Origin of the sequence: Nocardia sp. NPDC058519, from assembly GCF_042719755.1 — a bacterium.
GTDB lineage: Bacteria > Actinomycetota > Actinomycetes > Mycobacteriales > Mycobacteriaceae > Nocardia.
Genome location: NZ_JBHXNK010000014.1, coordinates 85,984 through 111,574, shown reverse-complemented (window position 1 = coordinate 111,574; position 25,591 = coordinate 85,984). Strand labels below are relative to the sequence as shown.

At 69.2% G+C, this 25,591-nt stretch carries 17 protein-coding genes; 11 read left to right on the top strand and 6 right to left on the bottom strand.

Going from position 1 to position 25,591, the window contains the following annotated elements:
* Positions 1–3: 3 nt before the first annotated feature.
* The 5 genes from ACFWPK_RS17610 to ACFWPK_RS17590 all read right to left on the bottom strand — a co-directional run bounded on the left by ACFWPK_RS17610 (position 4) and on the right by ACFWPK_RS17590 (position 10,219).
* Positions 4–2,244: an ADP-ribosylglycohydrolase family protein gene (locus tag ACFWPK_RS17610; protein WP_378916892.1), complete on the bottom strand. Its 2,241-nt coding sequence runs from the start codon at positions 2,242–2,244 to the stop codon at positions 4–6.
* Positions 2,245–2,331: 87 nt separating this feature from the next.
* Positions 2,332–3,495, bottom strand: coding sequence for a VWA domain-containing protein (locus tag ACFWPK_RS17605; protein ID WP_378916889.1), 1,164 nt, complete (start codon positions 3,493–3,495; stop codon positions 2,332–2,334).
* Positions 3,496–3,583: 88 nt separating this feature from the next.
* Positions 3,584–6,061, bottom strand: a complete 2,478-nt coding sequence (locus tag ACFWPK_RS17600) for a DUF5682 family protein (RefSeq protein WP_378916886.1) — start codon at positions 6,059–6,061, stop codon at positions 3,584–3,586.
* A gap of 49 nt (positions 6,062–6,110) precedes the next feature.
* Complete coding sequence (locus ACFWPK_RS17595) at positions 6,111–7,211, bottom strand: AAA family ATPase (RefSeq protein WP_378916884.1); 1,101 nt, start codon at positions 7,209–7,211, stop codon at positions 6,111–6,113.
* Complete coding sequence (locus ACFWPK_RS17590) at positions 7,208–10,219, bottom strand: DUF5691 domain-containing protein (protein WP_378916881.1); 3,012 nt, start codon at positions 10,217–10,219, stop codon at positions 7,208–7,210. Before ACFWPK_RS17590 ends, ACFWPK_RS17595 begins: the two co-directional genes overlap by 4 nt.
* A gap of 391 nt (positions 10,220–10,610) precedes the next feature.
* Between ACFWPK_RS17590 and ACFWPK_RS17585 the strand changes: the two genes are divergently transcribed.
* From ACFWPK_RS17585 to ACFWPK_RS17570, 4 genes are all read left to right on the top strand, one after another.
* Positions 10,611–13,067 (top strand): AAA family ATPase, encoded by a 2,457-nt coding sequence (locus tag ACFWPK_RS17585; RefSeq protein WP_378916879.1) that lies wholly within the window; start codon positions 10,611–10,613, stop codon positions 13,065–13,067.
* A gap of 76 nt (positions 13,068–13,143) precedes the next feature.
* A complete protein-coding gene (locus ACFWPK_RS17580; protein ID WP_378916876.1) occupies positions 13,144–13,569 on the top strand; it encodes a hypothetical protein in 426 nt (141 codons plus the stop codon).
* A gap of 50 nt (positions 13,570–13,619) precedes the next feature.
* Positions 13,620–14,018: a YchJ family protein gene (locus tag ACFWPK_RS17575; RefSeq protein ID WP_378917019.1), complete on the top strand. Its 399-nt coding sequence runs from the start codon at positions 13,620–13,622 to the stop codon at positions 14,016–14,018.
* Positions 14,019–14,036: 18 nt separating this feature from the next.
* Positions 14,037–14,312, top strand: coding sequence for a SelT/SelW/SelH family protein (locus ACFWPK_RS17570; protein ID WP_132369677.1), 276 nt, complete (start codon positions 14,037–14,039; stop codon positions 14,310–14,312).
* Positions 14,313–14,340: 28 nt separating this feature from the next.
* Here ACFWPK_RS17570 and ACFWPK_RS17565 read toward each other — a convergent pair whose 3' ends face one another.
* Complete coding sequence (locus tag ACFWPK_RS17565) at positions 14,341–14,562, bottom strand: zinc ribbon domain-containing protein (protein ID WP_378916873.1); 222 nt, start codon at positions 14,560–14,562, stop codon at positions 14,341–14,343.
* A gap of 106 nt (positions 14,563–14,668) precedes the next feature.
* Between ACFWPK_RS17565 and ACFWPK_RS17560 the strand changes: the two genes are divergently transcribed.
* The 7 genes from ACFWPK_RS17560 to ACFWPK_RS17530 all read left to right on the top strand — a co-directional run bounded on the left by ACFWPK_RS17560 (position 14,669) and on the right by ACFWPK_RS17530 (position 25,548).
* Positions 14,669–15,787, top strand: coding sequence for an ROK family protein (locus tag ACFWPK_RS17560; protein WP_378916870.1), 1,119 nt, complete (start codon positions 14,669–14,671; stop codon positions 15,785–15,787).
* 172 nt (positions 15,788–15,959) lie between these two features.
* Positions 15,960–17,003, top strand: coding sequence for an ABC transporter substrate-binding protein (locus ACFWPK_RS17555; protein ID WP_378916867.1), 1,044 nt, complete (start codon positions 15,960–15,962; stop codon positions 17,001–17,003).
* Positions 17,000–17,851, top strand: coding sequence for an ABC transporter permease (locus tag ACFWPK_RS17550; RefSeq protein ID WP_378916865.1), 852 nt, complete (start codon positions 17,000–17,002; stop codon positions 17,849–17,851). The genes ACFWPK_RS17555 and ACFWPK_RS17550 overlap by 4 nt, the downstream gene beginning before the upstream one ends.
* On the top strand, positions 17,827–18,567 hold the full coding sequence (locus ACFWPK_RS17545; protein ID WP_378916862.1) for an ABC transporter ATP-binding protein: 741 nt from the start codon (positions 17,827–17,829) through the stop codon (positions 18,565–18,567). Before ACFWPK_RS17550 ends, ACFWPK_RS17545 begins: the two co-directional genes overlap by 25 nt.
* A gap of 11 nt (positions 18,568–18,578) precedes the next feature.
* On the top strand, positions 18,579–19,922 hold the full coding sequence (locus tag ACFWPK_RS17540; protein ID WP_378916859.1) for an LLM class flavin-dependent oxidoreductase: 1,344 nt from the start codon (positions 18,579–18,581) through the stop codon (positions 19,920–19,922).
* The gene (locus tag ACFWPK_RS17535) at positions 19,919–23,674 is read left to right on the top strand and encodes an ABC transporter ATP-binding protein (RefSeq protein WP_378916857.1); all 3,756 of its coding nucleotides are present in this window, start codon (positions 19,919–19,921) and stop codon (positions 23,672–23,674) included. The genes ACFWPK_RS17540 and ACFWPK_RS17535 overlap by 4 nt, the downstream gene beginning before the upstream one ends.
* 296 nt (positions 23,675–23,970) lie before the next feature.
* Positions 23,971–25,548: a carboxylesterase/lipase family protein gene (locus tag ACFWPK_RS17530; RefSeq protein ID WP_378916854.1), complete on the top strand. Its 1,578-nt coding sequence runs from the start codon at positions 23,971–23,973 to the stop codon at positions 25,546–25,548.
* Positions 25,549–25,591: the final 43 nt, after the last annotated feature.

Below are 25,591 nucleotides of genomic sequence, written 5' to 3'. Positions count from 1 at the left end.
CGATTACGCCGGGTAGCGGTTGTACCAGTCGTCGGTCGGCTGGCCGTAGTTGTCGGCCGGTGGGGTGAGGCCGAATTCGGTGCAGTAGTCGGCGGCAAGGCGCTCGAGGACGCGACGGGCGTCGACGGTGTCGAACCAGCGGCGGGGTAGGGCGTTGCGGCCGTAGCGGGCGCCGAGGAGGCTGCCCGCGATCGAGCCGGTGGCATCGCTGTCGCCGGAGTGGTTGACCGACAGCAGGAGTCCGGTGCGGACGATGTCGTGGGGCGCGCCGCCGAGACCCTCGGCGGCGAGGGTGGCGAAGACGGCGATCGAGAGGGCTTCGGGCCCGATCCAGCCCTGGCCGAGGGTCTCCACGTCCTCCGGTGTGGGATAACGCCGTTCGCGTTCGATCCGGGCGGCCAGCCGGTGTGCGGCATTGAGGGCGGCCGAGGTTTCCTCGTGCTCGGGGTAATTCGCGAGCTCCACGCGTGCGCGGGAGAGCGCGGTGGCGAGGTCGGCGCCGCGCGCGAGCTGATAGATCAGCGCGGACAGGGTGCCCGCGGGGAGCCAGCCGCTGGGGTGGCCGTGGGTGAGCGCGGCGGCGTCACAACCCAATTCGAAGATGGCGTCGGTAGCCGCACCGGAACGGTCTGCGGCATAGCCGAATCCGCACGGGGCGGCGCGCATCACGGCGCCGCTGCCCTTGGAGCGGTTGATCGGCTGGGCGCGGGTGCCGAGCGGGTTGGTCGGCGCGCGCCTTTCCGCCGCGTGGCGCAACGCGGTGTAGACCGAATTGGCCACGCCGCGTTGCTCGGTGAGTTCGGGATAGTCGCTGAGCGAGCTGTACAGCGCGAACGGCTGGTCGGGCATTTCGGCGACCTGTCCGCGTAACCACACGAGCAGGCCCTGCTGGAGCAGACCCATCGTCGCGCCGCCGATGCCCTTCGCCCTGGCTCGCACCGAGCCCCGGATCAGCGCTTCCACGGTGAACGCGGTCAGCTGGGTCTCTTCGGAGATGCGCAGCGGGTCGATGTCGGTGACGCCGGCCGGGCCGTACTCGGCCCGGATCTGCGGCAGTGAGCGGGTTTCCACTGGAGCACCGAGCGCATCGCCGATCGCGCCGCCGAGCAGGCAGCCGTGCACGGCGTTCAGCCACAGCGGGGCGGCGGTCGCTACGGCGTCCCTGGTCCGGGGGCTCGATGACTGCGTCCGTGACATGCCGTGTGCGGTCGGTTCCAGTGCGGGATGGGCCTTCCGGGCAGGGTCGAGCCCGCGACTGTTGAGGGAGACGAGACTTTCCGGCTCGGTCGAGGTGTGGCGAACAGCGGTCGGGTCGTGGCGCCCGGCGGCATGCGGCTGACTCGGCGACCTGTGTGGCGCGGCACCGGTACCCGGCCGCAGCGCCGAGGTAGCCCCGGATGTCGGGCGACGGAGGGCGTCGGTGAGTGCGGTGGCGAAGGCGGTGCAGGTGGGGAAGCGGTGGGTGGGGTCTTTGGCCATGGCCTTGGACAGGACCGCGTCCACCGCGGTGGGGAGGGTGGCGCGGCGGGTGCTGGCCGCGGGGGGTGGGGTGTTGAGGTGGCCGAGCATGACGGTGGCGGGGTTGGGTGCGTCGAAGGGGCCGGTGCCGGTGAGTAAGCGGAATACGGTGCAGGCCAGTGAGTATTGGTCGCCGCGGCCGTCGAGGGGGGCGCTGCTGAGTTGTTCGGGGGAGGCGTAGGCGATGGTGGCGGTGAACTGGCCGGTGCGGGTGAGGCCGCCGGTGTCGTCGAGGAGTTTCGCGATGCCGAAGTCGGTCAACACCACTCGTTCGTCGAAGCCCGCGCCGACACCGGCGGTGCGCGACAACAGGATGTTGGCGGGCTTCACGTCCCGGTGCAGAACGCCCTGGCGGTGGGCGTAGTCGAGGGCGCTCGCGGTCTGGGTGACGATCTGGACGATCCGCTCGCTCCCGAGCTGCTCTACCGGAACCGCCGAGGCGTCTACACCGTCCACGAACTGCATCGCGATCCACAGTCGTTCCTCGTCGATGCCACGGTCGTAGACGGTGATGATGTTCGGGTGGTCGAGCTGGGCCACGAGGTCGGCTTCGCGCTCGAACCTGGCCCGGATCTCGAAGTCGGCGAACAGGTCACGGTGCATCAACTTCAGCGCGGTCAGCCGTGGCAGCCTGCGGTCCCTGGCCGCGTACACCGCGCCCATCCCGCCGCGCCCCAGCTCACGCTCGATGACGAAACCGGCGAACACCGCCCCGCGCCGCAACATCGCCTCACCCCGTTCACCGAACCCGATCGTTGGCAGCCTAGTTGGCCCGGGCGCGGAACGCTCCCGAGTCCCGCCACCGGGGCGGGATTACACCGCCGGGGCGTTGGTGTCGGCCCAGCGCGTGATGTCGCCGCGGTCCAGCGCGGTGGCGAGCAGATCCGGGAACTTGTCGGGGGTGCAGGCGAAGGCGGGAATGCCCAGCGCTGCCAGTGCCGCGGCGTTGTCATGGTCGTAGGCGGGTGCGCCTTCGTCGGAGAGGGCGAGCAGCACGACCACCTGGACGCCCGCTTCCTTCATCGCATTGCAGCGGCGCAGCATCTCGTTGCGCACGCCACCCTCGTAGAGGTCGGAGATGAGCACGAACAGGCTGTCGGTGGGACGAGTGATCAGCGTTTGCGAGTAGGCGATGGCGCGATTGATATCGGTGCCACCGCCGAGCTGGGTGCCGAACAACACGTCGACGGGGTCGCTGAGCTGGTCGGTGAGGTCGACGATCTCGGTGTCGAACACGACCAGCGAGGTCTTCAGCGACCGCATGGAGGCGAGAACAGCGCCGAAGACCGAGGCGTAGACGACGCTGGCCGCCATCGAACCGGATTGGTCGATGGCAAGCACCACATCGCGCTGGATCGACTGCGATTTGCGGCCGTAGCCGACGAGCCGTTCGGGCACGATGGTGCGGTGTTCGGGCAGGTAGTTGGCGAGATTCTTGCGGATGGTCCGATTGAAATCGATGTCACGCAGTTTCGGGCGATGGGTGCGGGCGGCACGGTTGATGGCACCCGACACCGCGGCCACGGTCTTGGCGGCGATGCGCTGCTCGATCTCGCGCACCACCTTCTCGACCACCATCCGCGCGGTGGCCTTGGTGGTTTCGGGCATCACCCGGTTGAGCCCGAGCAGCGTGCCGACCAGGTGCACATCGGGCTCGACCGACTCCAGCAGTTCCGGCTCCAGCAGCAACTGGGTGAGGTTCAGCCGCTCGACCGCGTCGCGCTGCATCACCTCGACCACCGTCGCGGGGAAGTAGCTCCGGATGTCGCCGAGCCAGCGGGCCACCCGTGGCGCCGAACCACCCAGTCCGCCGGACCTTTTCGTCGAGCCGCCGGCCTCGCCGGTGTTGTAGAGGGCACTCAGGGCCTGGTCCATGGCCTGATCCGCGCCGGAGGACAGGCCGCCGAGGTGCTCGTCGGCGGCGGTGCCGAGCACCAGCCGCCAACGGCGCGACTGAGTTTCGTCGGGATCGGTCATCGATGCTCCTGGTGATCGAGCGAGAGATCGGGGTGCGGTATCGCGAGGGTGTTGTGCGCCGCCCGGCGTTCGAGGTCTGTGGAGGTGGTCACCCTGCGGCTCCGAGGATCGCGGTCGCCGCGCGGAGGGCCCGTTGTCCGCGGATCGGATCGACGGCGGTGGGGCCCGCGGGTGTGGTCGGTGCCGAGCCGGTGTCTCGGAGGGCCTGGCTGATGGCTCGGCGCTCGCCGGATTCGAAGGAGCCGAAGGTGCGGCGCAGCAGCGGGAGGGTGGCGACGAACTGGTCCTCGTTGAGGCCGCGGAGCCATTCGTCGATGCGGCGCAGCAACTCTCGGTCGTGGACCAGGAGCAGGCCGCGGCCACCGAGGAAGCCGTCGATCCAGGCGGCTTTCGCGGCGGGGGTGTTGCCGACGGACAGCGCGGCGGCGAGGCGGCGGGCGGAGTCGGCGTCGTCGATGCGTTCGGCGTCGCAGAGCAGGCGCACCGCGCGGCCGCCGATCGCGCCGTGCACGTCGTCGCGGTCGGCTATGCGTTGCAGGGTCGCCAGCCATTCGGTGCTGGCGTGCTCGTCGTCGCGGGTGCTGATGGCGGTGTGCGCGGCGTCGATCTGGGTGCGCAGGGCCTGCGCGGCATCGGTGTCGAGGCCGGTGACGGCGCCGGGCAGGCCCGCGCAGATCCGTACCAGCAGGCCGTCGGCGACGTGGGCCAGTGCCTTGGTGTCGGTGCCACGGACATCGCCGTAACGCAGCGTGCGGGTCAGGCCGGGCAGGGCGCCGAGCAGGTGGGTGACGTCGTGGTCGAGGGCGGCGGCGGCTTCGAGCCTGGTGATCAAACCTTCGGTGGCACCGCCCAAGTCGGCGAGCAGGGCCATTTCCAGCGCATCGGCGAGAGCAGTGACGGTGACGTCGTCGCGGCTGGCGGTGTCGAGGATCTTCGTCTCCGCGGCAGTGCGCAGGGTCGTTCCCCAGACCGCTGCTTCGACGATCCGGACTTCGAATTCCGGTTCCCAGCGCAGGGTCCACGTCTCGCGGAAGGTGCCGGTGCTGCGGACCTCACCGGTGGTCGGAGTGCCCCAGTCGATGCCGAGCAGGCGCAGGCGGTGCAGCAGATGCGAGCGTTCGACATCGCGTTCCTTGCGCAGGTCGAGGTCGACTGTGCGGGCGAGCGCCTCCTGCTTGAGCCGCAGGGTTTTGCTGCGCGCCCGCAGATCGGCGGCCAAGGGGACCGTGGGGGTGTCCTCGGGGACACCGCCGAGCGTCTCGCCGACGACGAGTTCATCGATCACCAGCCGCAGCATGGTCTCGTCGCCACCGCACATCACCGACCGCACAGCCTCGGTGACCTCGGACAATCCCGCCAGCGGCCTGCCGCGCAACGCCGCGAGGGTGTCGGCCAGCCGCACCGCTTCGATGATGTGCGCGCTCGACACCGGCAGATCGTGCTCGCGCAGCACCCCCGCCACCTTGGTGAGCCAGCGCGCCACCGGCCGCTCGGTCTCGGTGAACAGATGGTGGTACCAGCCGGGCGAGGTGACGCCCGCCCCGTAGCCCGAGCCTGCCGCCAGCCGCGAATGCGTCCACGGCACCCAAGTCAACGCGACTTTCGTCTTCGGTAGCCCCTTGAGCAGTCGCGTATCCGGTGCGGCCGGGCCGAGCGGTTCGACCAACGCCGGTGCGTGCCAAGCGCCACACACGACCGCCAGTCGCTTCGCGCCACCCTTGAGCACCTGCCGCATCACCTGCCGCATATGCGCCTCGCGGACCAGCGTGTGATGGTCGACGATCAGTGGCGCGATCGGGGCGTCTTGTCGATCCGTGTCTGCTTGCGACTCGAATCCGGTTGCTGTCGAGGGTTTCTCCGACAGCTCCGGAGGGTCGAGCGGCGATACGGACACCGGGTCGGGGATTTCGGTGTCGCTCGGCGTAGACACGCCGAGCCGCGGCGGAGCGGTTGTCGTGGTCCCGGTCGCGGAGTGCAGGGCGTCCTCGCGCAGGGCGGTCATCGCTTCGGTGATGGCGTCGAAAGCCGCACTGTCGGGGACGGATTCGACGACGGCGTCCCACCAGCGTTCGGCGTCGTCGTAGCCCGCGGCCGAGGCGAGCGCGGCGAGTGGGTCGGAACCGCCACCGCGAGCGTCGTCCTCGGCGGCGAGGACGTTGGCTGCCGGGAGGTCGCAGAAGCGGACGGGCACGGCGTGGTCGACGCCGTAGCGCATCGCCTGCCATTCCGGCGAGAACACCGCGAAGGGCCAGAATGCCGCGCGAGCAGGCGAATCCGGGACGTAGGCGAGCAGCGCGACCGGTGGGGTCATCGTGTCGGCGGCGACGAACCCGACGAGGGGATCGGCGTCGGCCGGTCCTTCGATGAGGATGGCGTCGGGACCGAACTCCTCGAGCGCGTGGCGCAGGGAGCGCGCCGACCCCGGACCGTGGTGGCGAATGCCGAAGACCCGCGTCACCGAGGCAGTACCGGCGACCGGTGCGACGCTTGCCTTCGCGTCTGTGCCCGGATCGTCCAGTGTGCCGGTATCGGGCGCGGATCCGGTGTCGCCCTGTTGTTCAGTCATCGAAAACCCCATGTGTGCTGTGTGTTCCGTCCTCCCCGGCGGTTGGGCGTCAGCCGGCGATTTCGCGGCAGGCTCGGTAGAAATCGGCCCAGTCGGGGCGTTCCCGGACGACGGCCTCGAGGTACTCGGTCCAGACCACGGTGTCGGCCACCGGGTCCTTGATCACCGAGCCGAGGACGGCGCCCGCGATGTCGGAGGCGCGCAGCACGCCGTCGCCGAAGTGGGCGGACAGGGCCAGGCCGTTGGTGATCACCGAGATCGCCTCCGCGGTGGACAGCGTGCCCGAGGGGGATTTGAGTTTGGTGCGGCCGTCGGCGGTGATGCCGGAGCGCAGTTCGCGGAAGACCCGCACCACGCGGCGGACTTCCTCGGCGGCGGCGGGCACGGTCGGCAATTCCAGTGCGGCGCCCAGCTGTTCGACGCGTCGGCTGACGATGGCGACCTCGGAATCCTCGTCGGCGGGCAGCGGCAACACGACGGTGTTGAAACGGCGGCGCAGCGCCGAGGAGAGATCGTTCACGCCACGGTCGCGATCGTTGGCGGTGGCGATGACATTGAAACCCTTGGCCGCCTGCACTTCTCCACCGAGTTCGGGAACCGGCAGGGTCTTCTCCGAAAGGATGGTGATCAGCGCGTCCTGCACATCGGAGGGGATGCGGGTGAGTTCTTCGATGCGGGCGATGGCGCCGGTTCGCATCGCGGTCATCACCGGCGACGCGACAAGGGCAGCGTCGCTCGGCCCCTCGGCGAGCAGGCGGGCGTAATTCCAGCCGTAGCGGATCGCTTCTTCCGCGGTGCCGGAGGTGCCCTGCACGAGCAGCGTCGACTCGCCACTGATCGCCGCCGAAAGATGCTCCGACACCCAGGTTTTCGCGGTACCGGGCACGCCGAGCAGCAACAGTGCGCGGTCGGTGGCGAGGGTCGCGACCGCGACCTCCATCAGCCTGCGCGGGCCGACATATTTGGGTGTGATCACGGTGCCGTCGTCGAGGGTGCCACCGAGGATGTAGGTGACCACCGCCCACGGCGACAGTTTCCAGGACGGTGGACGCACGCGGTCGTCCACGCGGTTCAGGGCGGCCAGTTCGTCGGCGAAGGCCTGTTCGGCGTGGGGGCGCAGCAGGGTGGTCGACGGTTCGGTGGTGGTCATCGCAGCTCCTCGAGCATGGTGGCGCGGTCGGTGAGATCGTGGGCGAGTCGGTGGAATGCCTGTTGCCAGGCGGGATCGTCGGTGGTGTCGGCGAGCGCGGTGATGCGCGTCGCGAGCTCGACAGGCAGGTGGACGCTCGCCGCGGTGAGCAGCGCCCGGTCGGTGTACACGCCCGCACTGGCATGCGGCTGACGCGCGGTGGTGCGGGCGCGCTCGCCGAGCAGACGCAGCACGTGGGTGGCGACGGGTTCCGGCCATGGGTGATCGAGGCCGGGCAGGATCGCGTGGAGTTCGTTGAGTTGGTGCGCGTCGAGATCGAGTACGTGCTCGATCCGGTCGGAGGCATCGAGCAGGGTGAACAGTTCGCGACGCCGGAGCACGGCCTGCTCGGTCGGTGTCGCGTGGGCGAACAGCGCACGGGCCCAGGTGGTGTCGTGCTGGGCGAGCGTGGCGTCGACCCAGCCGTCCACGATCGCCTTGGCATAGCGGGGCGGCAGCGACAAGGTCAGCGCGGTGGTCGCGGTGTTCTCGCCGGTGGAGTGCACGATCGGGGCCCACGCGGTGAGCGGCGTTGCGGCGATCGCCTGGTGCAGGGTCGTGATCGTCGAATCAGGGGTGTCCCAGCGCAATTTCGCTTGATCGGTCGCATCGGTGATGCCGTCGCGCCGGGCCTGCACGTCGAGCTCTGACGGCACCGTCACTTCTACGGTGCCGTCTTCAGCCACCTGAATCCACGACGCGACTAGCGTTGCCATCCGCCGCCCGAAAGCGGCGTCAGGGAGCTTGTTGAGCAGCGTGGTCGCGGTACGCCGGACATCGCCGCGCCGATCGTCGAGGGCCCGCTCGAGCAGGGCTTCGTCCGCCGAACTCAGCCCATCGGCGAGCAGCCCGAGCAGCTCCGCTTTGACCTGTCCCGACTCCTTCGGCCATGCCGCGGTCAACACGGCCAGGGCCGCGGTCGGATCGGCCTGGCGAGTACGCGCGAACCAGTCCTTCCGCTCGCCGGATGTGCCGAACAACCAGACATCGTGCGCGCCCGGCTCTGCACCGGAGCCCGAATCGGCGCCGTGATCTGTAGACGACGTCGGCCCGGCGTTCCTGGTTGTGCTCGGGTCGGTGCCGACGTGGATGTCGGCGCTCGCGGTCGGCTCCGGCTGCCTGTTTTCGGCTGCCCCATCCGCCGACGATGTAGTGGCATCGGCAGGGAACTCGTCGACCAGTTTCACCCAGGCCGGATTGCGGGCGGCGAGCCAGCGTCCGCGGCGGCCCGCCAGCCGGAGTAGTGGCGCTCGCAGCGCACTGTCGGAGGCGGCGGAGAGCGCCTGCACACACAGCACATCGGGGAGCCGGAAGTCGAATGGTGCTGCCGCGGCGAACCACTCGGTGAGGAACGGGGATTTGTCCGCGAGGAGTCTGCTGAGGCGATCGGCGGCGGGGCGGGGCAGGAGAGGACGCGGATCATCCACGGCGGGTTCGGGTTTGGACGCGGTGCGCGGGAGTTGCCCACCGCGCAGGTACAGGTCTTGCAGGGCGGCGGTGTGCAGCAGCCGGGTGGCCGGTTCGCCCGCGTGCTGCGGTACGGCGGTGGCGACCGCGGAGTCGAGGTGGACGCCGTCGGCGCTGCGGCGCGCGGTGCCGAGCAGGGCTACCGAGACGAGTTCGGCCAGCGCGGGAGTCGGGGTTGTCTCGGTGGGGAACTCGGTTTCCAGGTCGCTCACCTCGCCCGCGCTGAAGACCGAGATCGGGTCGAAGCCGTCGGCTCGCCACTCGCCGCACACCGTCACCGGGTGACCGCCCGCGACGGCGACCAGCCGCCACGGGCGCACGCCGGCGGGCAGCGGCAGCGCGGTGCCGTCGGACGCGACGAGCTGCCAACCGTGCTCGTCGAGCACCGGCACCACATCGGTGAGCAGCGCGGGCCAGGCACGCAGCCACGGATCGTCGCTCAACGCGCCCGCGTAGGCGTCCAGCGCGTCGTCGATCGTGGTGCCGCCGACAGCGGGGACGGTCGTGAAGGGTTCGGGTACGCCGTGGCGGGTGCCCCATTGCGCGCGCAGGGATGCCGCGCCGGGGTAATAGTGCAGTTCGGCGTCCACCTCGCTGCCGGGCGCGGGCACCTCGCCGGTGAAATTCGGTGTGGCGAAGGAGTGTTCGATGAGCAGGGCCCATCGTCCGCTGCTACGACCGCGCAGCCAGGTGCGGCGGGTGTGCAGACGCTCCTCCTCGCTCACCCGCATGCCGAGCACCAGCCAGCGATCCCGCACGGCGGGCTCGCTCAGGACCGACTCGGCCGACGTCGGGTAGCCCACATGGGTGCGAACTCCCGCTTGCAGCGGCTCGGGGAGGGCATCGAGCCCGCGATGGGCCAGCACCAGCAGGTGCAGGCGGGCGTACTCGCGCAACAGCAGTTCGGGCCAGTGCTCGGTGGTGACGACCGCGGTGGGCAACCTGCGCAGGGTCTCGGCGATGCGGGGCGCCTGGGCGTCGACCATCCGTGCCGCGATCGCCTCGTAGGCGGCGAACGAACGATCGGTCTGCGCCAGGCCGGTGCGGATCTGGTCGGTCAGCCAGACCTCCAGCTCGGTGAGCCCGGCGGCGACGCGGCTGCGCCGCTGCTCGGCGGTGGCCTGCGACGGCGTGCTCGCGGCCTTGGCCTTCGGCGGCGCGGCGGCCTTCGCGGCCCGCCCAGCCAGCCACTCGGCCGCGAAATCGGCGGGGGCATCCCGGGTGGGCGCCTGGCCACTCGACCAGGTGAGCAACAGCGACAGCGTGTGCTTACAGGGGAACTTGCGGCTCGGGCACGAACACTTGTACGCGGGCCCGTCCAGGTCGACGATCGCCTGATACGGCTTGGCGCCGCTGCCCTGACACAGCCCCCACACCGCATTACCGGCGGTGCCGGTCTCGCGCCAGCGACCGGCCAGCTTGCGTGCGGCAGCCAGCGAGCTCGCGTCGGGCGCGAGCGCGCGGACCTGGTCCTCGGTCCACGGCGTGCGTTGCTCGGTCATCGGTTTCCCCCGTTCTCTGTTCGCCGAATATCTACCGCAACCCACCGACAACTAGCGGTCCTGGCGGCCGGGTACCTGGAAAATGCTGGAGCTGTAGAAGTTTCGTGCTCCAGCCCTTGCCGTGAACCGCGATGTCTGGCATTCTGATCTGTTCGGCACCGCCCGGACCGCCCGCGCTGCTCGACGCAGCGTAACGCGGGTGTGAACACCTCATCGAGCTGCCCGCCGGGGTGGGCGAGGGGTGGACATCGAGGGCCGCCGAGGTACCGCGATGGCCATTCCACCTCCGCGGGCAGATTCGCTGGGGCCCTGCGCATCCCCTGGGCGAACATCCGGCGATCGGGTAGCGTTTCCACCAAAATCGCCGCGTTGCGCGCCGACGCGAAGGGGGATGTCGCAAGTGTGCTCGGATCGGATCGCCGAGGTGGTCGCACGCGAGCTCGCCGCCGACCCGGCAGTGGAGGAACGGGTCGCCGCATGCGTGCTCGCCGCGCTCACAGCTGTCGACGGTGACTCGGCCGCAACGGATTCCGGTGATACCGGGGTCTTCCTGCGGTCGATCACCGTGCAGGGCTTTCGTGGGATCGGGCCCGCGGCGACGCTGCGGCTGAATCCGGGGCCCGGTCTGACGCTGGTGGTCGGTCGCAACGGCAGCGGGAAGTCGAGTTTCGCCGAGGCCGCGGAGTTCGCGTTGACCGGCGGAAATCGGCGCTGGGACGGCCGCTCGACCGCGTGGCGGGAGGGCTGGCGCAACCTGCACGAACCCGATACCGCCCGGATCGATGTCGAGCTGCTCACCGCGGGCGAGCAGCCGCAACTCTCGGTCGCCACCAGCTGGGACGCGAGTGCGGAACTGGCCGACGCGCAGTGGACCGAGCAGCGCGGATCCGAACCGGCGGCCTCGGTCGACCCGCACGGACGGCGGCAACGGCTCGATCTGTACCGGCCGTTCCTGTCCTACAGCGAACTCGGCGCGCTCGTCGACGGAAAGCCGAGCGACCTGTTCGACGCGCTACATCGCCTCCTCGGCCTCGACGAGCTGGCCGCCGCGGCCGAGCAGATCAGGCTGCGCAAACTCGAACTCGAACGTGCCGTGCGGGATTCGCGTCAGTCGCGCGCCGACCTGCTGGTCGAGCTCGCCGAGGCCGATGACGAGCGTGCTCGCGAGGTAGCCGACCTGCTGCGTACCCCGGACCCCGATCTCGACGCCGTGGCAGGCGCGGTAGCCGGCTCGGTCCTCGGTATCGATGGGCCGGAGGGTCTGCGCGCGATCCTGCGGCTGACGGTGCCCGATGCCACCCGGGTCGCCGCCACGGCGGACCGGCTCGCCGAAGCGGCCCGGAATGTGTCGCGCCACGCGACGGTCGATACCGACGCCGATCTGCGAGTTCTCGAATTGCTCACGCGGGCACGCGAACACGTCACGGCGGCGGGTTCATGCCCCTGCCCGGTCTGCGGACGCGACGAACTCGATGCCGACTGGCTCGCTGCCGCTGATTCCGAAATCGCGCACCGCACCACAGAACTCGCGGCGTTGCGGGCGGCCACGGCGGAATTCGACACCGCTCTCGTAGCGGCCCGCACCCTCCCTACGGAGCTGCCGATCGAGCTCGTTTCGGCGGGGCAACCCGGTTCGCACGGCACATCGGACTCGTTGCGTAAACAGCGCGAAATCGTAGGACAGCTCTGGTCGGAGTGGGCCCCGCTCGCGACAGCCGACTTCGACGATCAGCTCCCGGATCGACTGCGCACTGTTCACGCCGACCTCGCTGTGGAACTCGGTGCACTGCAAAGGGACACCCGCACCGAGCTGGATCGACTCGATGCGGTGTGGTCGCCGCTGGTCCCGCGCATTCTCGCCTGGCTGGACCCTGCCCGCGCCGTCGCCGACCACGCGAGTGAGCTGCGGATCGTGAAGAAAGCGGCCGACTGGCTCAAAGGGGCGACGGCGACGATCCGTGGGGAACGGATGCGGCCGCTGGAGACCACGGCGCGCTGGGTGTGGAGCACCCTGCGCCAGCAGAGCAATGTGGAGCTCGGTGCGATCCGGTTGCAGGGCAGTGCGGGGACGGCGCGACGGGTGTTGCTCGACGTCACCGTCGATGAAGTGGACGGCGCGGCACTCGGGGTGATGAGTCAGGGTGAGCTGCACGCGCTCGGACTGTCGCTGTTCCTGCCACGAGCCACGGTGGCGCACAGCCCTTTCCGTTTCGTGATGATCGACGACCCGGTGCAGGCGATGGATCCCGCGAAGGTCGACGGGCTGGCCAGGGTGCTCGCCGAGGTGGCGGCGGGGCGACAGGTGGTGGTGTTCACCCACGACGAGCGCCTCGCCGAGGCCGTGCGCCGCATGCAGCTCGATGCGACGGTGCTCGAAGTCCAGCGTCGTGAGCGTTCGATCGTCGAGGTGCGGGTGACCGGCGACCCGGTTCGCCGCTATCTCGACGACGCCCGATCCCTGCTGCGCACACCGCAGCTTCCCGCCGCCATCGCCGACGAACTCGTCGCGACCTGCTGCCGTTCGGCGATCGAGGCGGCCGGGCTGGCCAAGGCCCGCCAGGAACTGCTGGCAGGCGGTCTCGAGCACGGGGAAGTGGAACGGCGCGTGCGCAACGCGCACACCACCCGCGCCATGATCACCCTCGCCATCATGGGCGTCGGCGCCCGCGTGGACGACCTGAACAAGCACCTGAGCGCGGTCGGCGGACGCTGGCTCGTCGGCGTCCTTCGTGATGCCACCGCGGGCGCGCACGTGCCGATCGACCGTCCGATGCGTGAATTGATCAGTGACACCGAACGATTCATCACCTGGCTCCGAGCCCACGAGCCAGCCGCGGTGCGCAGGTGAGTGGGCTCGTGGGGAAAGTCTGCAGGCAGCGACGCGACCCGACGGCCGCGCGCCGCCGTCCCGGTACGGTGGGGTCGTGAATCGTCGCGGCAGACCTGCTCGCGCGAAGTTCAGCCCGCGGCCCTCGGTGGCTCAGCGGCTGGAAGCGGCCGAGAACTTGCTGGACGGGTCGGTGTCGGATGCCGGTGGGGTGTGGTCGCGGGCGGTGGCGTGGATCCTGCGGTTGGCGCTCGAGCAGGCGGTGGACCAGTTGTGGGCGCAGGTGGCGCCGGAGTTGATGCGGTGTCCGATGCGGGCGCAGCTGCTCGCGTTGCGGGTGTACGCGGGGCCGGAGACCGCTGGTCAGATCGGTGCCTTGTGGGCGGCGCTGTCGCGTGCGGCGCATCACCTCGACTACGAGATGGCGCCGAGTGTCACCGATCTGCGGCGCTGGCGGGATCAGACCGCTGACCTCGCGCGGGCGTTGGAGCTCGCTCCCCTCGCGCAACAGCCGTTCGGGTGATCGACGCCGGCGGACCTGGGGTGCGGGAGGTGGCAGGCCGGTCCGGCAGGATGGGCGGTATGGGTGAAGTGAGACCGTGTCCGTGTCGTCGTGGCGAGCCGTTCGACGGGTGTTGCGGGCCGATTCTGGCGGGGGAGAAGGCCGCGCCGACCGCGGAGACGCTGATGCGGTCCCGGTACACCGCCTATGTCGTCGGCGATGTGGACTATCTGCTGCGGTCCTGGCATCCCAGCACTCGCCCGGCCGAGCTGGAGCTCGACCAGGATCAGCGGTGGCTGTTCCTCGAGATCGTCGGCACGCAGCGTGGCGGGCCGTTCGATGACAACGGCACGGTCGAATTCATCGCCCACTACAAGCTCGACGGCGCGCGAGACGCCATGCACGAGCTGAGTACCTTCGTGCGGGTCGACGGGGCGTGGGTCTACCTCGACGGCACGTTCCAGGCCTGAAGCAGCGATACTGCTCAGGTGCCCCGTATCGCGATCGAATACTGCACCCAATGTCGCTGGCTGCTCCGGGCGAGCTGGATGGCCCAGGAACTGCTCACCACGTTCGCCACCGAACTCGGCGAGGTGGCGTTGGTCCCCGGCCAGGGTGGCATCTTCCGCATCACCCTCGACGGCGAACAGCTCTGGGAACGCAAAGCGGACGGGGGTTTCCCCGATATCGCCGTCCTCAAGCAGCGAGTTCGCGACCGGATCGCACCCGACCGCGACCTCGGCCACGTCGACCGCCGCGACTGACGACCGGACAGCCGCGGCCTCGGCGGGGTCAGCAGCAGCCGCCACCACCGCAGCAACCGCCACCCGCCGGCCGTGGCGCAGGCGCGGGGGCCGGAGCCGAGCCGCGCCCCACCGCCGCGAAGGTGGTGAGCAGTTTGACGGTGTCATCGTGGCCGACGGGGCACGTGGCCGGGTCCGAGGACTGCGCCATCGGCCGGTTGACATCGAACGTGTCGCCGCAGGAACGACACCGGAAGCTGTAGTTCGGCATCGGCCCAGTGTAAGGGCCGATGCTTGCGATCACGGTGCGCCGAACGCTTCGTCGTGGCCGCTGCGCTCCGTACCGTGAGCGAACGGCGGTGATGGCGAGGTGGCGCATGGCGAACAGTAGCGCGGGGGCGGTATTGCGGGCGGTGCTCGACCTCGGGTCGGCACCGCGCAGCGTGGTGGCCAGACACGCCGGGGTCTCGCCTGCCACGGTCACCTGGCAGAGCCGGGCGCTGGTCGAGGCGGGATTGCTCGTCGAACTGCCGGAGTCACCGGGGCCGGGTGGCGTGGGCAGGCCGCACAGTCCGATCGCGTTGGACGCCGTCGGCAATGTGGTGATCGCGGTGCATATCGCGGCGGTGCAGATCACCGTCGCGGTGGTCGACATCGCCGGTTCGGTGCTGCACAGCGAGCAGGTGTCCCATCGCACCCATGCCCCCTTCGACATCCTCGACGCCGTACTGGAGCGAGTGCGCGCGGTCCGGGCGAACCTCGCCGAGCAGGTGCGGATCCACGGGCTCGGGGTGGCGATCGGCGGCCGTGTCGACACCGCCACCGGTTCGGTCGTCGAACACTCCTATCTGCGCTGGCGTGATGTGCCGGTGCGCGAATACCTGAGTGCCAGAACAGGTTTACCGGTCAGTGTGGACAGCCATACCCGCGCGACGGTGCACGCCGAACAGCTCTACGGACGTTTGCGCGGCTCGGCGAGCTCGATCGTGCTGTTCGTCGGCAATGTCATCGACGCCGCCATCGCCGTGCACGGCCGCGTCCACTACGGGCCGCACTCCGGGGCGGGCTCGATCGCCCGATTGCTCGGCACGACCAACAGATTCGCCCTCGACGCACTCGGCGACCACGCGTTGCTGGCACGTGCCGAAACTGTCGGCGGCTTCCCCGAGCTGGTGGCGGCGGCCGCGGCGGGTGGCCCCGAACGCGGGTACTTCATCGAGCGTGCCACGGTGATGGGTGAGGTCGCCGCGGCACTGATCGATCTGATCGACCCGGAGGCGTTGATACTGATCGACCGTGGCCTGATCACGGTTCCCGGCGTCCGGGAAGCCTATGACGACGCGGTGCGCGCCCACTCGACCATCGGCGCCGACCCGGCCGAGGTGATCTCCGCGTCGACGTTCCCCGGTCAGGTGCTGGTGATGGCGGCCGCCGGGGTGGTGTTGCAGGAATTGTTCAGCGATCCACTGAGCACGGTTGTCGCGCAGGCAGTTTGATTCGTGGTTATTTTAAGACAGTCGAATATTGACCGGAAGCGGCGGCACACGCGACAGTTGACACTATGAACAAAATGCAGTCCGGCGTCGCCCGGGTCACGTCGGATGTGCGGTGTTGTCGCGGTTCGAATTCCGTCGCCGATAATTATTCGATCAGATCCGGGAAATCACCTTGCGTAAAAGTATTCGACAAATAGCACTGCTCGCCGCAGCGGCTTCGCTGCTCGCGGTCTCCTGCGCCACCGGCGACGAGGACGGTGCCGCACTGACGAGCCCGCTGCCCACCGAGGTGCCCGCCGGGGTCTCGCTCGCGGTCGCGGCCAATACCGCCAAAGTGGCACTGACCGCCTCGGGAGAACTGAACAAGCTCGGGTTCACGGTGTCGTCGTGGCCCGCTGTGCAGGCCGGTCCCGATGTCATCCAGGCCTTCCGCGGCGGCTCGGTGGACCTGGCGACCAATGCGGGCATTCCGCCGATCCACGCGCACGCCAGCGGCCTCGACGCCAAGATCGTCGGTGTCAAGGTGCGCACGACCCCGCTGTACAAGCTGGCCACTGCCCCCGGGTCGAGCTTCACCGGCCTCGATGGGCTGCGCGGGAAGAAGATCGGCTTCTCGCCGGGCCAGGCCCAGGGGTTGGTGGTGCTGCGCACGCTGAAGGCGGCAGGCATCCGCACCGACGAGGTGCAGCTCGTGGAGCTGCCGAGCACGAAGTTCCTCACCGCCCTGCAGGCCAAGGAAATCGACGTCGCCCCGTTCGGGGAACCGACCCTGACCAAGTACCTCGACAAGTACCGCGTCGACGGCGCCACCGCGATCGACACTCCCGCCGTCGACGCGCTGACCGTCCTGTGGGCGCCGACCTCGGTGTTGCGTGACGACAGCAAAGCCGCCGCCGTCGCCGAATTCGTGAAATTCTGGGCACGCGGCGAAGTCTGGGCCTGGGAGCATCCCACGGAATGGATCGACGCGTATTACGTCAAGGATCAGACGGTCTCGGTCGAGGACGGCAAACGCATTGTCGCCACGACGGAAAAGCCGTATTTCCCGGAGAATTGGAACGAGGCGATCGCCTGGGAACAGGAGACGATCGATCTGGTGACCAAGGCCGGTTTCTTCGGTAATTCCTTCCCCGCCGCCGATCTGTTCGACCGCCGATTCGAGAAGATCGCGTTCGACGCGGTGTCGGCGCCGTATCGCACGAAGGGGCAGCAATGACCATCGCTCTGTCTCGCACCGCGATTCCGGTTTCCGCACCGTCCGGTGACGGATTCGTCGAGCGGCGCGCCCTGCGCCGGCTCGGTCTGCGCAAGGCCTTCCCCGCCGCCCGCCTGCTCGGCGTGGTCCTGCTGGTGGGGGCGTGGGCCGCGGGCTCACTGCTCGAACTGATCGACTCGCGCAAACTGTCCGCGCCGTGGACCGTCCTGGCGACCGGCTGGGAGTTGCTGGTCGACGGGCCACTGCTGGCCAACCTGGGGGTGTCGCTGCAACGGGTGCTGATCGGCATGGTCCTCGGTGTGCTCATCGGCACCACGCTCGCCGTGATCGCGGGGCTGTCCCGGTGGGGTGAATCGCTCATCGACGGCCCGGTCCAGATCAAGCGGGCCATTCCCACCCTCGGGCTGATCCCGCTGATGATCCTGTGGTTGGGCATCGGCGAGGAGTTCAAGCTCGTACTCATCACCTTGGGTGTGGTTGTGCACATGTACATCCAGACCCACGCCTCGCTCACCACGATCGACCAGAAGCTCGTGGAACTGTCGGAGGTACAGGGCGTTTCGCGTGCGGAGTTCATTCGCAGCGTCGTGCTGCCCGGATCGCTGCCCGGCTTCTTCCTCGGTCTGCGGCTGTCGGTGACCAGTGCTTGGCTGGTGCTGATCGTGGTCGAGACGGTCAACGCCATCGATGGTCTCGGCAAGATGATGTCGAACGCGCAGAACTATGGACAGGCCGATGTGATCCTGGTCGGCCTGGTCGTCTACGCCATCTTCGGTCTGGCGTCGGATTCGGCGATCCGGCTGGTGGAACGGAGGGTGCTGTCATGGCGACGCACTATCGCGGGGTGAGCGAACCCGAGGTCACCGGGGTCGAGGTGCGTTCGCTGACCCGCAAATTCGGTGACCGCACGGTGCTCGATTCGATCGACTTGACCATCGCGCCCGGCCAGTTCGTCGCCCTGCTCGGACGCAGCGGCTCGGGCAAGAGCACGCTGCTGCGGGCGCTGGCCGGACTCGACTACGACGTCGAAGGTGACGGCACGCTGCGGATACCGGCGAAAACCTCGGTGGTGTTCCAGGATTCGCGGCTGCTGCCCTGGCAGCGGGTGCTGCCCAATGTGCTCTACGGGCAGCCGCGAACCCGCCGCGCCGCCGCCGAGCAGGTACTCGCCGAAGTCGGCCTCGCCGGCCGCGAACGCGCCTGGCCGAGGGAACTCTCCGGTGGTGAGCAGCAACGGGTTTCGCTGGCCCGCTCGCTGGTCGGCGAACCCGATCTGCTCCTGGCCGACGAACCCTTCGGCGCGCTCGACGCGCTCACCCGGATCAAGATGCACGCCCTGTTGCGTGACCTGATCAGCAGACATCGCCCGACCGTCTTGCTGGTCACCCACGATGTCGACGAGGCTGTCGCCCTGGCCGACCGGGTGATCGTGCTCGATGACGGACGCCTCTCGCTCGACATCCCGGTCGAGCTGGTCGGCGAGCGCGATCCGAGCCTGCCCGCGTTCGGGCGCATTCGTCACACCCTGCTCACCGCACTCGGCGTCGCCGAGCGTGCGGCCTGAAAGGCGCCTCCATGTCGAAACACCTGCACCTCAACGCTTTTCTGATGTCGGTCGGTCACCACGAGGCGGCTTGGCGGCTGCCAGAGAGCGACCCGCACGCCCACACCGACATCGACTACTACGTCAAGCTCGCGCAGACCGCCGAGCGCGGCAAACTCGATTCGATCTTCTTCGCCGACAGCCCGGTGCTGATGGGTGATCCGGGTCGCCGTCCCAGCGGCAAGCTGGAGCCGACCGTCATCCTGACCGCGGTCGCCGTGCAGACCAGCCGAATCGGCCTCATCGCCACGGCCTCCACCAGCTACAACGACCCCTACAACCTCGCCCGCCGGTTCGCCTCGGTGGATTGGGCCAGTAACGGCAGGGCGGGCTGGAACATCGTCACCACCGCGGGCGCCGACGCGGCCCGCAACTTCGGCCTCGACGACACCCCCGACCACCGGCTGCGCTACGAGAAGGCCGCCGAATTCGTCGATGTGGCAACGAAACTGTGGGACAGCTGGGATGACGACGCCATCCTGGCCGACAAGGAACTCGGCATCCACACCGATGCCTCGAAGGTGCGCAAGATCCTGCACCACGGCGAGCACTTCCGGGTGGACGGCCCGCTGAACCTGCCGCGTTCCCCGCAGGGATATCCGCTGCTGGTGCAGGCCGGATCGTCGGAGGATGGCAAGGAATTCGCCGCCCGCTACGCCGAAGCCGTGTTCACCGCGCAGCAGACACTCGACGACGCCAAGGCCTTCTACACCGACCTCAAGGCGCGCGCTGTCGCCGCGGGTCGCGACCCGGAATCCATCAAGATCCTGCCCGGCATCGTCCCGATCATCGGCGACACCGAGGAGGAGGCCAAGGCGCTCGATGCCGAACTGGCCCGGCTGATCTCGCCGGAGTACGCGCGCAAGCAGCTCGCCGAGCGTTTCGAGCTGCCCATCGACGAGCTCGATCTCGACAGCGAACTGCCAGAGGATCTGCCCACCGAGGACGACATCGAAGGCGCCAAGAGCCGCTTCACGCTGATCGTGAATCTGGCCCGGCGCGAACGGCTCACGGTGCGTGAGCTGATCGCCCGGCTCGGTGGCGGTCGCGGGCACCGCACCTTCGCGGGTACCGCGCTCCAGGTGGCCGATGCCATCGAGGACTGGTTCCGTCAGGGCGCTGCCGACGGCTTCAACATCATGCCCGCGGTGCTGCCATCGGGTCTGGAACGCTTCGTCGACGAGGTGGTCCCGATCCTGCAGGCGCGCGGCCTGTTCCGCACCGAATACACCGAGACCACGCTGCGTGGCCACTACGGTCTCGCGCGACCGGCGAACCAGTTCGACGACGCGGACGTGCTCGTGGCCGCCCGATGAGATCGGACTGGATCCGCTACCTGACCCGCCGCTGTCTCGAGCACCGGCGACTGGTGGTCATCAGCTACACCGGTGCACTGGCGGCGGCGCTGCTCACCGCGGCGCTGCCGCTGGTCGTGCGGCATGTGGTCGACACACTCAGCGCCACCGCGGCCTCGGTGACGCCGTGGGTGGTGCTGTTGCTGGTGATCGGCGCGGCCAGGTTCGGGTCGTCGTACGCGCGCCGGGTGGCCTCCTCCGAACTGTCGCTGGGCGTGCAACACGACCTGCGCCGAGACCTGTTCGCCGCGCTGCTACGGCTCAACGGGCGCGAGCAGGCGCAGTTGCGCACCGGGCAGGTGGTGAGCCGGGCGATCACCGATGTCACGTTGATCCAGATGTTGCTGCAGCTCATCCCGATGATCGCGGGCAATGTGGCGCTGCTGCTCGCGGTGCTCGTGCTGATGACGGTGATGTCGCCCGCGCTCACCGTGATCGCGCTGGTCGTGCTGCCGGTGCTGTGGATCGTCACCCGGCGCAGTCAGCGTCAGCTGTTCCCCGCGAACTGGGACGCGCAGGCGCGCGCCGCCGAGGTGGCGATGCAGGTCGAGGCCGCGGTGGCCGGTGTGCGCGTGGTGAAGGGCTTCGGGCAGGAACAGTACGAGCTGGACCAGCTGAGTGCGCGGGCGCGCGTGCTCTATCGCTCGCGGTTGCGGGTCGCCCGGATCACCAGCCGGTTCACTCCGGTCGTGCAGGCGGTGCCCGCGGCGGGTCAGGCGCTGATCCTGATCGTCGGCGGGTTGCTCGCACTGCGCCAATCCATCACGCTCGGAACGTTTCTCGCGTTCATGACCTATCTGAGCGCGTTCGTCGGGCCGGTGCGGCAGTTCTCGATGCTGCTCACGGTGAGCCAGCAGGGCAAGGCGTCGCTGGACCGGGTGCGCGAGGTGATCGAAGCGCCGGACGATGCGGGCGCGGTGCCTGGTGCGGCGGGGATGCGAGGCACCGACGCGCGTGACGGGGTCGAAGTCGCCGAGCCGCCGTCGATCGAATTCGATTCGGTCGGTTTCGGTTTCGACGACACCCCGATCCTGGACGGCCTCGATCTGCGCGTCGGCTCGGGTGAGACCATCGCCATCACGGGCGGGGCGGGCAGCGGCAAGACGATCCTGGTGTCGCTGTTGCCCGCGCTGCTCGAACCGGATTCGGGTGCGGTGCTTTTCGACGATGTCGACCTGCGCGAGCTGCCCGACCCGCGCGCGCGGGTGGCGATGGTCTTCGAGGACACGCACCTGATGGCCGACTCGATCCGGGCCAACGTCGCCTACGGCAGGCCCGACGCGAGCGACGAACAGGTCTGGCACGCGCTGTATCTCGCCGCCGCCGACGAGTTCGTCACCGCCCTGCCACTGGGTCTCGACACCACCATCGGCGAACGCGGACAACGACTCTCGGGCGGACAGCGCCAGCGCATCGCACTCGCCCGCGCACTGCTCACCGAGGCACCGGTGCTGGTTCTCGACGACGCCACCTCGGCCATCGACGCCCAGGTGGAAGAACAGATCTTCCAGCGGATCGGGGCCGAACTCCGCACGCGCACGACCATCGTTGTCGCACACCGGATCTCGACCCTGTCGCTCGCCGATCGGGTCGCGGTCCTCGACAGCGGCCGCGTCGCCGAACTGGGCACGCTGCGTGAACTACAGCAGTCCGGTGAGCTGTTCCGTGCCCTGTTCACCCCGCCGGAGGTCGTCGGCATCGGCGCCGATCCGCACCGCGACACCACCCGCGCGGCCACCGAAGAGCTGTGGGTGGCACCGGAAGTCGACGCCGACGACGACCGCACGATGGAACACTTGGCCAAGGCGTTCGCGCGCAGGTCGGCGGGCGCGCCCACGGGTCCGGGCGGTGGCGCGGGTGGGGGCATGATGGCAGGAGCGCCACCCAGCGGCGATGTCGTCGCCCTGCTCGACCGGCTGCCGCCGGTATCCGGGGAACCCGAGGTCGACCGGTCGTTCTCGCACACCCCCGACACCGCGTTCTCCCTGCCGCGACTGCTGCGCCCGTTCACCTGGCCGCTGCTCGCCGGGCTGGGCCTGGTCGGACTCGATGCCATCGCCCAGGTGCTGATCCCGTTCCTGGTGCGCTACGGCATCGACCACGGTGTGCTGGCCGGTGCGCGCGAGGTGGTGATCGGCGCAGCCGCACTGGCGATCATGGTCGTGGTGGTGGACTGGGCGATCAGTGTCGCCCAGGTGCGGGTCACCGGGCGGGTCGGCGAGCGGCTGCTCTACGGGCTGCGCGTCAAGACCTTCGCCCACCTGCAACGGCTCGGCCTGCAGTACTACGAGCGCGAGCTCGGCGGCCGGATCATGACCAGGATGACCACCGACGTGGACGGGCTGTCGGCGTTTCTGCAGACCGGCCTGGCCACCGCACTCACCAGCACGGTCACCATCGCGGGTGTGGTCGCGGCGTTGCTGGTGATCGACGCCGGGCTGGCCGTGGTCGTCCTCGTGCTGCTGCCGGTGCTCGGCGTGGCGACGGTGGCATTCCGGCGCGCGTCGGTGCCCGCGTACAACCTGGCCAGAGAGCGCGTCAGCGCGGTCAACGCCTATCTGCAGGAGAATGTCGACAACATCACCGTCACCCAGGCGTTCCGCCGGGAGTCGGTGAATCAGGCGGAATTCGAACGCCGGTCGTGGGCCTACCGCAACGCGAGGCTGCGCTCACAGGTGCTGATGGCGGTGTTCTTCCCGTGCATCGAACTGATGTCGGTGATCGCCACGGCCGCGGTGCTCGCCGTCGGTGTGCACCAGGTCCGAGATGACGTGCTCACCGCGGGCACGCTCATCGCGTTCCTGCTCTACATCGAATTGCTGTTCGCCCCGATCCAGCAGCTCTCGCAGGTGTTCGACAGCTATCAGCAGGCAGTGGTCGGTGTCGACCGCATCGGCGAGCTGCTGCGCACCCCCGTCGACACACCGGAGGCCGCCGATCCACTCCCGGTGACCAGCCTCGACGGAGCGATCGAACTGCGCTCGGTGAGCTTCGGGTACTCCTCGCGGGCACGCACCGTACTCGACGGGATCGACCTGCGAATCGAGCCCGGCCAGAAGGTCGCGCTGGTGGGTGAGACCGGCGCGGGCAAGTCGACCCTGGTCAAGCTGCTCGCCAGGTACTACGACCCGACCGAGGGCGCGGTGCTCGTCGACGGTGTCGACATCCGCCGGTTCCGGCTGCGCGAGTTCCGCAAACGCCTCGGTGTCGTCCCGCAGGAGCCGTTCCTGTTCGGCGACACCGTGCGCGAGGCCATCGCCTACGGCAATCCCGAGGCCGAGCCCGCCGAGATCGAGTGGGCCGCGCGCGCAGTCGGGGCACACGAGATGATCGCGGCACTCGAACACGGCTACTACCAGCCGATCGGTGCGCACGGGCGCAGTCTGTCGGCCGGGCAGCGTCAGCTGCTCGCGCTGGCAAGGGCACAGCTGATCGACCCCGACATCCTCATCCTCGACGAGGCCACCGCCTCGCTGGATCTGGCCACCGAGGCACGCGTGCGCGCCGCGGTGGACGTGCTGACCACGGGCCGCACCACGATCGTCGTCGCGCATCGGCTCGCCACCGCCGCCGACGCCGATCTGATCGCGGTGGTCGGCGCGGGCAAGCTGGTGCAGGTCGGCGCCCACGCCGAGCTGGTCGGCGTCGACGGTCCGTATCAGCGACTGTGGGCCGCCTATGTCGGCGACGAAACTCAGCGTATTTCCAGCTAACCGGCGCGAGGTCGGCTGCCCTCGGGTGGGGGAGGCCCGGATGGCAGCCGACCTCGGACTTCTCGGGGGCAGAAAAGGGTCGGCATTCGTCGCCGAATCCGCGTCGTGACCGCCGTGTGACGCCGCGAAACGGGGGCTTCTCATGTACCGCGGAGTAACTGTTACCTGCGGAAATGGCGCGTAGGGCGCGTGTTCGGGCGGTGCGCACGTACTCTCGTAAGGAGTCACCAGGTGCTGCGACCAGCGGGAGCAAATACACAGGCACCCGTGCGGTCGCGCCGGCTAGGAGGTGTGCGATGAGCATTCAGCCCGATTTCGATCCGGACGCGCGAGCCCACGATGCCGACCCGCTGGCGGAAACCGAATACGGCAAGGTCAGTGGAACCTGGGACGGGCCGGTCGCGGTATGGCGGAGCATTCCCTATGCCGCCGCACCCGCCGGACCCGCTCGATTCGCCGAGCCGCAGCGCCCGAAGCCCTGGGACGGGGTGCGCGACTGCGTGGTCTTCGGTGATATCGCACCGCAGGCCATGGGCGCGATGGTGCCGGTGGATTCCGACCTGCAGATGGGCGAGGACTGTCTGTGGGTCAATGTCTGGTCGCCGCGGCCCGAGCCGAGCGACGACGAACCGCGCCCGGTGATGGTCTGGGTGCACGGCGGCGCCTACTGCCTCGGCACCGCCGCCCAGTCCATCTACGACGGGCGCAAGCTGGCCGAGGCGGGCGACGTGGTGGTCGTCTCGGTGAACTATCGACTCGGGGTGCTCGGGTTTCTCGATCTGTCCTCGTTCGGCGAGCAGTTCACCGCCAACCTCGGCCTGCACGATCTGCTCGCCGCGCTCGCGTGGGTGCGCGACAATATCGCCGCGTTCGGCGGCGACCCGGGCAATGTGACCCTCTTCGGTGAGTCCTCGGGCGCGGGATGCGTGACCGCACTGCTCACCTCGCCCGTCGCGGGCGGACTGTTCCACAAGGCGATCGTCCAAAGTCCACCAGCCACCACGGTTTTCGGGCAGGAGCGGGCCGCGGTCGTCGGGCAGCGCTATCTGGAGCTGCTCGAACTCGGGCCGGGCGAGGCGAATCGGTTGCTCGAGTTGCCGATCGAACAGCTCGTCGAGATCGGTGCGGTGCTGCTGGACGAGGTGCCGATCAAGGAACCGGGCAGGCTCGCCGCGGCGCCGGTCGTCGACGGAAATCTGTTGCCGGGCTACCCGATCGACCGGTTCCAGCAAGGTCTGTCGCATCGTGTGCCGTTGCTGATCGGCACCAATCGTGATGAGGCGTCGCTGTTTCGGGTGCTGCGCTCACCGATCATGCCGGTGACGCCCGACGCGGTGAACGCGATGCTGCGCGACGTCGCCGCGTCGCATCCCGAGATGTCGCCGGAGCGGATCGCCGAGATCACCTCGGCCTACCCGGATCTCACCAAAACCCGTGGGGCACTGGCGATGTCGACCGATGCGGCCTTCCGGATGCCTGCGGCATGGGTCGCCGAGGGACATGCCCAGCATTCGCCGACCTGGATGTACCGCTTCGACTACGCCACCCCGATGTTGAAGGCGGCCAGGGTCGGAGCCGGTCATGCCACCGAATTGCCTTATGTCTTCGGCAATTTCGGCACCTTCAATCACGACCCCACCTTCTGGCTCGGCGGGCGCAAAGCGTCGGTCGCGGTCTCGGGCCGCATGCAGCGCCGCTGGCTGGCCTTCGCCGAACACAGTGTCCCCGCCGCCATCGACGGCTCCAAACACTGGCCCCACTACCGCCCCGCCGCCCGCACCACCTTGCTCATCGACACGATCGACCGCGTCGTGGACAACCCCGACGCCGACCTGCACCTCGCCTGGGGCGACCAGGCCGTCGGCTTCAGCTGAAACAGCACAACGCCGGGCCACCGACCGAGAGTCTCGGCGGTGA

Coding starts and splice junctions, on each gene's coding strand:
- ACFWPK_RS17610 (WP_378916892.1), bottom strand. CDS start 2,244: ATGTTGCGGCGCGGGGCGGTGTTCGCCGGTTTCGTCATCGAGCGTGAG.
- ACFWPK_RS17605 (WP_378916889.1), bottom strand. CDS start 3,495: ATGACCGATCCCGACGAAACTCAGTCGCGCCGTTGGCGGCTGGTGCTC.
- ACFWPK_RS17600 (WP_378916886.1), bottom strand. CDS start 6,061: ATGACTGAACAACAGGGCGACACCGGATCCGCGCCCGATACCGGCACA.
- ACFWPK_RS17595 (WP_378916884.1), bottom strand. CDS start 7,211: ATGACCACCACCGAACCGTCGACCACCCTGCTGCGCCCCCACGCCGAA.
- ACFWPK_RS17590 (WP_378916881.1), bottom strand. CDS start 10,219: ATGACCGAGCAACGCACGCCGTGGACCGAGGACCAGGTCCGCGCGCTC.
- ACFWPK_RS17585 (WP_378916879.1), top strand. CDS start 10,611: ATGTCGCAAGTGTGCTCGGATCGGATCGCCGAGGTGGTCGCACGCGAG.
- ACFWPK_RS17575 (WP_378917019.1), top strand. CDS start 13,620: ATGGGCGGTATGGGTGAAGTGAGACCGTGTCCGTGTCGTCGTGGCGAG.
- ACFWPK_RS17565 (WP_378916873.1), bottom strand. CDS start 14,562: ATGCCGAACTACAGCTTCCGGTGTCGTTCCTGCGGCGACACGTTCGAT.
- ACFWPK_RS17560 (WP_378916870.1), top strand. CDS start 14,669: ATGGCGAACAGTAGCGCGGGGGCGGTATTGCGGGCGGTGCTCGACCTC.
- ACFWPK_RS17550 (WP_378916865.1), top strand. CDS start 17,000: ATGACCATCGCTCTGTCTCGCACCGCGATTCCGGTTTCCGCACCGTCC.
- ACFWPK_RS17545 (WP_378916862.1), top strand. CDS start 17,827: ATGGCGACGCACTATCGCGGGGTGAGCGAACCCGAGGTCACCGGGGTC.
- ACFWPK_RS17540 (WP_378916859.1), top strand. CDS start 18,579: ATGTCGAAACACCTGCACCTCAACGCTTTTCTGATGTCGGTCGGTCAC.
- ACFWPK_RS17535 (WP_378916857.1), top strand. CDS start 19,919: ATGAGATCGGACTGGATCCGCTACCTGACCCGCCGCTGTCTCGAGCAC.
- ACFWPK_RS17530 (WP_378916854.1), top strand. CDS start 23,971: ATGAGCATTCAGCCCGATTTCGATCCGGACGCGCGAGCCCACGATGCC.